At 71.2% G+C, this 8,308-nt stretch carries 7 protein-coding genes and 2 pseudogenes; 4 read left to right on the top strand and 5 right to left on the bottom strand.

Annotated features, from left to right (window positions below; all coding sequences use genetic code 11):
• Together ABZ281_RS26880 and ABZ281_RS26875 are read left to right on the top strand one after the other, a co-directional pair.
• Positions 1–97, top strand: a pseudogene (locus tag ABZ281_RS26880) (TIGR04222 domain-containing membrane protein); the annotation flags it as partial.
• Positions 98–212: 115 nt separating this feature from the next.
• Positions 213–1,862: an alpha/beta hydrolase gene (locus ABZ281_RS26875; protein WP_356659461.1), complete on the top strand. Its 1,650-nt coding sequence runs from the start codon at positions 213–215 to the stop codon at positions 1,860–1,862.
• Here ABZ281_RS26875 and hemQ read toward each other — a convergent pair.
• The 3 genes and pseudogenes from hemQ to ABZ281_RS26860 form a co-directional block, all read right to left on the bottom strand.
• Entirely contained in the window at positions 1,811–2,554 is a 744-nt protein-coding gene (gene hemQ, locus ABZ281_RS26870) for a hydrogen peroxide-dependent heme synthase (protein WP_356659459.1), read from the bottom strand. The genes ABZ281_RS26875 and hemQ overlap by 52 nt on opposite strands.
• A gap of 5 nt (positions 2,555–2,559) precedes the next feature.
• Complete coding sequence (hemG, locus tag ABZ281_RS26865; RefSeq protein ID WP_356659457.1) at positions 2,560–4,005, bottom strand: protoporphyrinogen oxidase; 1,446 nt, start codon at positions 4,003–4,005, stop codon at positions 2,560–2,562.
• A gap of 890 nt (positions 4,006–4,895) precedes the next feature.
• Positions 4,896–5,531 (bottom strand): annotated as a pseudogene (locus ABZ281_RS26860) (CNNM domain-containing protein); the annotation flags it as partial.
• A 509-nt stretch (positions 5,532–6,040) separates the two neighbouring features.
• On the opposite strand from ABZ281_RS26860, the gene ABZ281_RS26855 reads away from it, so the two are divergent.
• Entirely contained in the window at positions 6,041–7,057 is a 1,017-nt protein-coding gene (locus ABZ281_RS26855) for a sporulation protein (RefSeq protein WP_356659456.1), read from the top strand.
• 27 nt (positions 7,058–7,084) lie between these two features.
• On the opposite strand, the gene ABZ281_RS26850 is transcribed toward ABZ281_RS26855, so the two are convergent.
• Positions 7,085–7,282 (bottom strand): hypothetical protein, encoded by a 198-nt coding sequence (locus ABZ281_RS26850; protein WP_356659454.1) that lies wholly within the window; start codon positions 7,280–7,282, stop codon positions 7,085–7,087.
• Between the two features lie 175 nt (positions 7,283–7,457).
• On the bottom strand, positions 7,458–7,643 hold the full coding sequence (locus ABZ281_RS26845; protein WP_356659452.1) for a hypothetical protein: 186 nt from the start codon (positions 7,641–7,643) through the stop codon (positions 7,458–7,460).
• A gap of 200 nt (positions 7,644–7,843) precedes the next feature.
• Between ABZ281_RS26845 and ABZ281_RS26840 the strand changes: the two genes are divergently transcribed.
• A complete protein-coding gene (locus ABZ281_RS26840; RefSeq protein ID WP_356659450.1) occupies positions 7,844–8,299 on the top strand; it encodes a TerB family tellurite resistance protein in 456 nt (151 codons plus the stop codon).
• The last annotated feature ends 9 nt before the right edge of the window (positions 8,300–8,308 follow it).

Below are 8,308 nucleotides of genomic sequence, written 5' to 3'. Positions count from 1 at the left end.
CCGCACGTACCTCACCTCGGTGGCCGTTCGGGGCGTCCGCGCGATCGGCGAACCGGACCTGCGCGCCGCCTTCGCGCACCGCGAGTCGCACGACTGATCGACCGGGGGGCGTGCAGGGGGCATGGGCCCGACACCGGTCGACGGTGCTTGCCTTCCCCTCCACCCGAACGAAACATCCCTTTCGTCGCCACCGTGCACCGAAGGGATACGCGATGAGAGCCGCCCTCCTCTACTCGGCCGCCGGGTCCTTGCTGCTGAGCACCCTCGCCGCGGCGCCGGACGCCGGGGACCGGACGGGCGCGGCCGAGCGGCGCGGCACCGCCGTGGCCGCAGCACGCGCGAAGGCGGCCGGTATCGACTTCGGCCCGTGCCCCGACGCGCAGGACCTGCCGGGCAGCATGCAGTGCGGCACGGTGAGCGTCCCGCTGGACTACGCCCACCCGGACGGCAGGCAGATCGAACTCTCCGTCAGCAGGGCCCGGGCCACACAGAAGGACCCGCGGAACGGCGAGCGGAAGGTCCTCCGGCAAGGTGCCCTCGTCCACAACCCGGGCGGTCCCGGTGCCACCGGCCTGTACTTCCCGCTCATCGGCCTGCTCCCCGAGTGGAAGCGGATCGGCGCCGCGTACGACCTCGTCGGCTACGCCCCGCGCGGGGTCGGCCGTTCGGCACCGCTGTCGTGCCAGGACCCGAAGCAGTTCTTCACGGGTCCCTCGCAGGCGCCGGCCCACCCCTCGGAGGCGTACAAGCAGGAGCGCGTCGCGAAGGCGAAGGCATACGCGCGGGGCTGCGCCGAGCGGGCCGGCGGCGCGCTGCGGCACTACCACTCGCTGAACAACGCCCGCGACCTCGACGTGCTGCGCGCCGCACTCGGCGAGGAACGGCTGACCTTCATGGGCTCGTCGTACGGCACCTACTTCGGTGCCCTGTACGCGACGCTGTTCCCCGCGCACGTACGGCGGATGGTGTTCGACTCGGTGGTCCACCCCGGCCCGGAGCGGATCTGGTACCGCAACAACCTCGTCCAGTCGGCGGCGTTCGAGGGCCGCTGGCGGGAGGTCCGGGAGTGGATCGCCCGGCACGACGACGTGTACGGGCTGGGCGCGACGGAGCGGGAGGTGCTGCGCGGTTACGAGCGGGCGAGCGCGAAACTGGCCGCCGAGCCGGCGGGCGGGAAGGTCGGGCCGGGGCAGTTGCACGGGGCGTTCCTGCAGGCCGGCTACTACGACGATCAGTGGCCGTACCGCGCGCACGCGCTGTCGGCGTACCTCAAGGGTGATGCGAAGCCCCTGATCGAGCAGCTGGAGCAGCACCCGGAAGCGGCCGTCGAGGCGGAGAACTCCCGCGCGGTCTATATGGCCGTCGAGTGCAACGACGCCCCCTGGCCCACGGACTGGAAGGTGTGGGACCGGGACAACACCCGGCTCGCGCGGGTGGCGCCCTTCGAGACCTGGGACAACGTGTGGACGAACCTGCCGTGCGCCTACTGGCGGGCGCCCCGGCAGCGGCCGCTCGACGTCGGCACCGGGCCGGGCGAGCTGCCGCCGACGCTCATCCTGGCCGCCGAGCGGGACGCCGCCACGCCGTACGACGGTGCCCTCGAACTCCACGACCGCCTGGCGGGGTCGGTGCTGGTGACGGAGCGGGACGCCGGCGCCCACGGGCTCGCGGGCGGCCCGAACGCCTGCGTCAACGGGCACATGGAGGCGTATCTGCTGGAGGGCCGGCTGCCGGGACGCAGCGCCTGGTGCGCCCCGCACGCCGAGCCGAAGCCGCCGGCCCCGGACGGGGCCGGCGACGCATCCGCTGATCAGGCCAGAGAGGCGACCAGCTCGGCGATGTCCTTGCGGCGGCCGGTGTAGAACGGCACCTCCTCGCGGACGTGCATACGGGCCTCCGATGCGCGCAGGTGACGCATGAGGTCGACGATGCGGTACAGCTCGTCGGCCTCGAAGGCGAGGATCCACTCGTAGTCGCCGAGGGAGAACGAGGCGACGGTGTTGGCGCGCACGTCCGGGTAGCCGCGGGCCATCTTGCCGTGGTCGGCGAGCATGCGGCGGCGGTCCTCGTCGGGCAGCAGGTACCAGTCGTAGGAACGCACGAAGGGGTAGACGCTCACGTAGTTGCGGGGCGTCTCGTCGGCGAGGAACGCCGGGATGTGCGAGCGGTTGAACTCGGCGGGGCGGTGCAGCGCCATGTTCGACCAGACGGGCTCCAGGGCGCGGCCGAGCTTCGTCCGGCGGAAGAGGTTGTACGCCTCCTGCAGCGCGTCACTGGTCTCGGCGTGCCACCAGATCATCAGGTCGGCGTCGGCGCGCAGGCCCGAGACGTCGTAGGTGCCGCGAATGGTCACGTCCTTGGCGGCGAGCTGGTCGAACAGCTCCTGGACCTCGTCGGCGTACCCGGCGCGGTCCTCGGGGAGGACGTCCTTCAGCTTGAAGACGGACCAGAGCGTGTAGCGGATGACCTCGTTGAGGTCCTTGGCCAGCTTGCCCTTGTTCGCGATGCGGTCGGGCGTGGCGCTGGAGGCCGTGGTGGAGGCGTCGTCACTCATGCCTCTCATTCTCCCGCTCCGCCGTGCAGGCTCTGCACCGGGTGGGCGGTGAGCTGCTCCACACCCTCCGTATCACCGTGGACCTGGTCCACTGCCGCGTACGCACTGGCGATGCAGGCCGGGATGCCGACGCCGTCGTACGGGGCACCGCAGACGGCGAGGCCGGGGAGCCGGGCGATGTGCTCGCGGATACGGGCGACGCGGGCGTGGTGGCCTACGGGGTACTGGGGCAGGCCGTCGTCCCAGCGGGTGACGCGGGCGGCGACGGGCGTGGCGTCCAGGCCGGTCGCCGCCTTCAGGTCGTGCCGGGAGATCTCGACCAGCTCGGTGTCGTCGCGCTGGAGGATGTCCGTCTCGCCGTACCGTCCGACGGAGGTGCGCAAGACGACCAGGTCCGGGTTCTCGTCGGCGATCCAGCCCCACTTCTGCGAGGCGAACGTGGACGCCTTGATGGTGCGCCCGTCGACCGGCGGCACGAGGAAGCCGCTGCCGTCGGGCAGGGCCGCCCCGTCGCGGCGGTAGGCGAGGGTGACCAGGGCCATGGAGGCGTACTCGACGGCGTCGAGCTCGGCGGCGGCCCCGGGGGTCTCGGCGCGCAGCAGCCGGGCGGCGACCGGGGCGGGGGCGGCGACGACCACGGCGTCCGCGCGCCACTCGCGCTCACCGGAGCCGGCCCGCCAGCCGCCCTCGGGCGTGCGACGCAGCTCCGTCACCGGCGTCCGGGTGAGGATCTCGCCCCCGCGTGCCCGGACCGAGTCGGCCACCGCGAGGGGCAGGGTGCCGATGCCGCCCCGGATGCCCATGAACACCGGGCCGGTCTGCCGGGCCGCGGCCGCCTTGGCCTGGAGCTCGCGGACCCCTTCCGTCAGGGAGGTGTGGGTCCGGGCCACCTGGAAGAGCTGCGGGACGGCCGAGCGCATGGAGATGCGGTACGCGTCGCCCGCGTACACCCCGCCCAGCATGGGCTCCAGCAGGCGGTCGACGACCTCGCGGCCGAGGCGCTCCGCCACGTACTCCCCCACCGCCACGTCGTCGCCGACCTCGGTGCGGGGCAGCTCGGCGTCCCGCTCGATGCGGGCGAGGCCCTCCTCGGACAACACGCCGGCCAGCGCGGACGCGGTGCCGGGCACGCCCATCACATGCCCCTTGGGGAAGGGGCGCAGGGCGCCTCGGGTCCAGAGCGAGGCCGTCGCGGTGGCCGGGGGCTGGAGACGGTCGGTGAGGCCCACCTCGCGCGCGAGCGCCACCGCCTCGGGGCGCCGGGCCAGCATCGACTCGGCGCCGAGGTCCACGCGCGCACCCGCGAGCTCCCCGGGCAGCAGCTTGCCGCCGACCCTGTCGGACGCCTCCAGCACGGTCACCCGCGTCCCGCGCTCCAGCAACCGGTGTGCGGCGGCCAGTCCCGCGATGCCCGCCCCGATGACGACGACCTGCCCTTGAACTTCGCGCATGCCCCCAGCCTCTCAGACCCCACCGACAGCGCCGCCGCGCCCGGTGTCCGCCACGAGTCCCGACCGTGACCGCATCGGAACCGTCCCGGACCAAACGATCGGCGCCGTCCGGGCGTCGAAGAAGCGTCAGCAGAATCGACCCTCGGGGGATGCCCGCATGCGCACACGACGATCCGTACGACGCCCCGCCCCGACCTTGGCCGCCCTCATGCTGGCCGCCGCCCTCGCACTCACGGGGTGCAGCGCCCAATACGGCGATCGGCCTAGCCCCGGGCCCCGTCCAGGAACGTGGCGTAAGGGCGGAAGAGGACCTCAATGCTCTGGCCCCGCGCGGCGAGCGCACTCGGCCGGGTCCACGCCGGAGTACAGCCAGAACGAGATCCCGGCGTGCCGGAGATCATAGGGCCGCTTGGCCAAGCCGGAGGTGAGTTCCGTGCGGGTCAGGACGTACTTCCGCGTCCGCGCCCACGTGGTTGCCGTACGCCGCCGCATCCACGTAGTTGCCGACCTGGTTCCGGAGCAGGCGGCCGTCCGGCGTCCGACCGAACCGTGCGATGTGCACGCGGAGGAGACATACCAACGGCAGGGGGAGGGTACCGGCCGCGTCGCGGTAGCCGCGCGGCGCTTGAGTGAGTGAACCTCGCGCACCGCACCGTCGTCCGTCCGTCGTCCGTCCACCCCCCTTGCTGCCGCGACGACGCCACCCGACAGGTTGAGCATCCCCCACCCGGTCTCGGGCAGATGGCACTGCTCGTTTCGGAGGTGAATGGCCTCCGCCGGACGCATTGCCGCGTAGTACATGCAGTCGAACAACGCCTCCAGGTGCGTACCGCGCCCACGCTGCTGGGCAACCGCCGCGAGTAGCCGGGCGACCTGGGCCGGGTTGGCGTGGTCAGCTCACTCAGGTGCAGGTGCGCACGGACAGGTCGGCGGAGTCCGCCTCCAGGGCCCCTCGCAGGCCGAGTGCCGTACAAGTGCGACCAGCTCTTCGGGACTACGGGCGGAGGCCAGTTGCTCGGCGGGCTCCAGGCCGATGTGGCGGACCAACCGGTTCGCGGTGTTGTTCAGATGCCGGATGAACGGGCCGAAGGCGGCGGTGAAGCCGCGCTGCGGGCCGGCGACCACCTTGGCAACGGCCAGCGGGCGGGAGATCCCCCAATTCTTCGGCACCAGCTCACCGACCACCATCAACACCACGGTGGAAACGGCCACACCCACACTGTCGTCACCGACGAGGCGGCACCGCCCAGCCCCACCGCCTTGAGCGGGTCTTCGAGAAGCGCCGCGAGCGACGGGTGGGCAAGCATGCCGATCACCGGCGAGGTGACCGTGATGCCGAGCTGGGCGCCGGAGAGCTGAACCGTCAGACGGCGTACGGCCTTCAGCGCGCCCTCGGCACCATGCTCGCCCGCCTCTGCGGCGCGCTCCAGGTCGGACCGTTCGACGGTGGTCGGGGAGAACTCGGCCGCGACGAACACCGCGCAGGCCAGTGTGAGCAGGAGGGCCAGCAGCAGGACCTCGGTCACCGCGCCACCCCCGATCCCTCACGCACGGGCAGCGCGGACTGCGGACGGGGTACCACGCGGCTGTTACTGGGGACTCACCCATTGCGGGGCCGTCGCGCCTTCTGTTCGGGAGGGCCAGAGGGACATCAGTCGTCGGCAGGGCAAAGACAGACCCTGCCCATTATCGTAAAAGATCGGCAAAGCCTCCAGGTCAGCCACCGCCGACCTCGATCGGCGGCGCTTTTCGGACTTTCCCGCCGCAGCCGCCAGGATGCGCTGGGGACCAGCCCGCAGCGACCCTATGCTTCTACGTGTTTGTAGAGAGAACGCGGTGGCTCCTACCGGATGTTCCCGGGAGCCGCGCGCCTCTCACCTGTTCGCGTGACGGGATGAGACGCCTGGCTTCGATCGACCTGGACACAGAGCCCGGCACGACAGCCCGGCTCGCGCGCAGCCGCGGCCGTAACACCCGTGCAGGCATGCGGCATCGCTCTCACGGAAGACACGCACGTTAAGGAGTGGACGCCACGATGGTGTTCAAACGATTGCTCGGTTCGCTCGGCGTGGGCGGCCCCACGGTCGACACGGTCCTCGATCCCGGCGCAGCCCGCCCCGGCTCCACGCTGAGCGGCCAGGTCCATCTCAGGGGTGGCAGCGCCGACTTCGACATCGAGCACATCACCCTGGAGCTGGTGGCCCGGGTCGAGGTCGAGCACGAAGAGGGTGAGAGCGAGGGCGTCGTCACCTTCGAACGGTTCACCGTCGGCGGTGGCCTCCGGCTCGCCGAAGGCGAGCAGCACAGCATCCCGTTCAGCGTGATGCTGCCATGGGAGACGCCCATCACCGAGCTGTACGGACAAGGCCTGGGCATCGTCCTCGGCGTGCGCACCGAACTGTCGGTCGCCGGTGCCAAGGACAAGGGCGACCTCGACCAGCTCGCCGTGGGTCCGCTGCCCGCCCAGGAGTCGATCCTGGAGGCCCTCGGACAGCTCGGCTTCGGCTTCAAGTGCGCTGACCTGGAGTACGGGCGCATCGGCGGCACCGGCCAGCAGCTGCCCTTCTACCAGGAGATCGAGCTCACCCCAGCCCCGCAGTACGCCCACCAGGTCAACGAGATCGAGCTGACCTTCCTCGCCCACCCCGGCGGCGTGGAGGTGGTCCTGGAGGACGACAAGCGCGGCGGCCTCTTCTCCGAGGGTCACGACGCGCTCACCCGCTTCGCCGTCCCCCACGACGGCGTCGAGCACCAGGACTGGAACACCCTGGTCGACCGCTGGATCCGCCAGCTCGTCGAGCACCGCGCCTCCTACGGCTCGCACTCCGCCTACGCACACGCAGACCCGTACGCGGGCAGCCACGGCGGCCACCATGGACATGACGAGCACCCTCACGAGGGGCACCGCTCCGGTCCCGGCATGGGCACCGCCATCGCCGCGGGCGCGGCCGGGCTCGCGGTCGGGGTCGTCGGCGGCATGGTCGCCGCCGAAGCCGTCGACGAGATCGGGGACTTCTTCGAAGGCGACGAGGAAGACGAAGACGAGGGCTGATGAGCCGGGCGAGCCGTCCGAGGCCGATCAGGCGCTGACCATGCGCAGGAAGTGATCGGCGTCTTCCGGCTCGCCCAGCCGACCGACCCCGAGCCAGGACCCGTCGGAAAAATGGATCCTGAACGTGGCGAACCCGCGCGGCTGGCCCGCCGCGCCGTCGATCCGGGCCGCATCGAGGGGGAACTCCGCGACAGGACGGAAGTCGTCGGCCCTGGTGGGCGACAACCTGCGGCGCGGGGAGGCGGGCCACACAGATGCGGTCGCGCGCCAGCATGACCAGTCGCCTGGGGTGGGCGAGTGGCTGTACCAGCGCAGGAGAAGCCGGCCCGCGGTCAGGTCCCAGTCGCCGTCGAAGACGCCGCTCGGCGGATCGTCCGCGCGATCACCCGCAAAGCCGCAGTCAGGGGTGGAACACTGCGGGCCGGAGCGATTCCGCTCCCCGTGGCGTCTGCCGGTGCGGTTCCCGTCGCGACCCCAGCCCTTGATCGATCTTCTTGCCGAGCATGTCGATCAGGATCATCGGCACGACGGCGCAGAAGAACACCACGGGGCCGACGTACAGCAGCCAGTGATGCCCTGACTTCAACCGCCCCTTGCCCGCGGCACGGTGAACCTCTTTCGGCGGCAGGGAATGGGCTCGTGGATCTCGCACCGACCCCGCCTCACGAACGTGCCTGAAATCGCCGGAACTTCTCCGCCCTGCCACTAGTTTCTACGTTGTTGTAGATATCTACGGGCTCGGGCCGCCGCTGATCCGGCCCGACCGACCAACCGTTTGGAGTTCGCATGGCCCTGTGGGACCGCCTCAAGGAGTCCGCGTCGACGATGCAGACCCAGCTCGTGGCGAAGAAGAACGACCTCAAGAGCGGCGCTTTCCGCGATGCCAGCATGGCGATGTGCGCGCTCGTCGCCGCCGCCGACGGCACCATCGACCCCTCAGAGCGGCAGCGCGTGGCCCAGCTGATCGCCACCAACGAGGTGCTGCAGAACTTCGACGCCATGGACCTGCAGCGGCGCTTCGACGACAACCTGAGCAAGCTGACCGCCGACTTCGCCTTCGGCAAGGTCAGCGTGCTGCAGGAGATCGCCAAGGCGAAGAAGAAGCCGGCCGAGGCCCGTGCCGTCATCCAGATCGGCATCGTCATCGGCGGCGCCGACGGCGACTTCGACAAGACCGAGCAAGCCGTCGTGCGCGAGGCATGCTTCACCCTGGATCTGCCGCCGCACGAGTTCGACCTCTGATCGCCCCAC

Origin of the sequence: Streptomyces sp. NPDC006265 (genome assembly GCF_040613555.1) — a bacterium.
Taxonomy (GTDB): Bacteria; Actinomycetota; Actinomycetes; order Streptomycetales; family Streptomycetaceae; genus Streptomyces.
This window is presented reverse-complemented; position numbering and strand designations above follow the sequence as displayed.

What these genes read in the sequence shown, in the direction of transcription:
- ABZ281_RS26855 (WP_356659456.1), top strand. Translation starts at nt 6,041, where the DNA reads ATGGTGTTCAAACGATTGCTCGGTTCGCTCGGCGTGGGCGGCCCCACG.
- hemG (WP_356659457.1), bottom strand. Translation starts at nt 4,005, where the DNA reads ATGCGCGAAGTTCAAGGGCAGGTCGTCGTCATCGGGGCGGGCATCGCG.
- ABZ281_RS26875 (WP_356659461.1), top strand. Translation starts at nt 213, where the DNA reads ATGAGAGCCGCCCTCCTCTACTCGGCCGCCGGGTCCTTGCTGCTGAGC.
- ABZ281_RS26840 (WP_356659450.1), top strand. Translation starts at nt 7,844, where the DNA reads ATGGCCCTGTGGGACCGCCTCAAGGAGTCCGCGTCGACGATGCAGACC.
- hemQ (WP_356659459.1), bottom strand. Translation starts at nt 2,554, where the DNA reads ATGAGTGACGACGCCTCCACCACGGCCTCCAGCGCCACGCCCGACCGC.